This window comes from Aeromonas sp. LsrichE-8G, from assembly GCF_022869435.1.
GTDB classification, from domain to species: domain Bacteria; phylum Pseudomonadota; class Gammaproteobacteria; order Enterobacterales; family Aeromonadaceae; genus Aeromonas; species Aeromonas caviae.
In genome coordinates, this window is sequence record NZ_JALIHH010000220.1 from 1 (window position 1) to 365 (window position 365).

Genomic DNA, 365 nt, shown 5'->3' on the forward strand with positions numbered 1-365 from the left:
AACGAGCGTCCGTTCAAGCAACTGCCCGGTAACCGACGTGACGCATTTGAGCAGTTGGACCGCCCGGCACTGGGACCACTGCCGGTGCATCCCTATCGCTATGTCGCCATCAAAACGGTCAAGGTCAACATCGACTATCACGTCAGCTATGAGCAGCACCATTACTCGGTGCCACACCAGTATGTGGGTCAGCAACTGGAGCTCCATGCAGGCGACACACTGCTTCAGGTCTATCACCAGCAACAGCTGGTCGCGAGCCATCCACGTAAAACCATCCCGGGGATGAGCACGCTCCCTGAGCACATGCCGGAACGTCACAGCAAGCAGCAACGCTGGACCCCAGGGCGTCTTAAACAGTGGGCTGC

The 365-nt window shown here is 58.4% G+C and carries 1 pseudogene; it reads left to right on the plus strand.

Annotated features, from left to right (window positions below):
• Window positions 1–365, plus strand: a pseudogene (locus tag MUW49_RS19585) (IS21 family transposase); the annotation flags it as partial.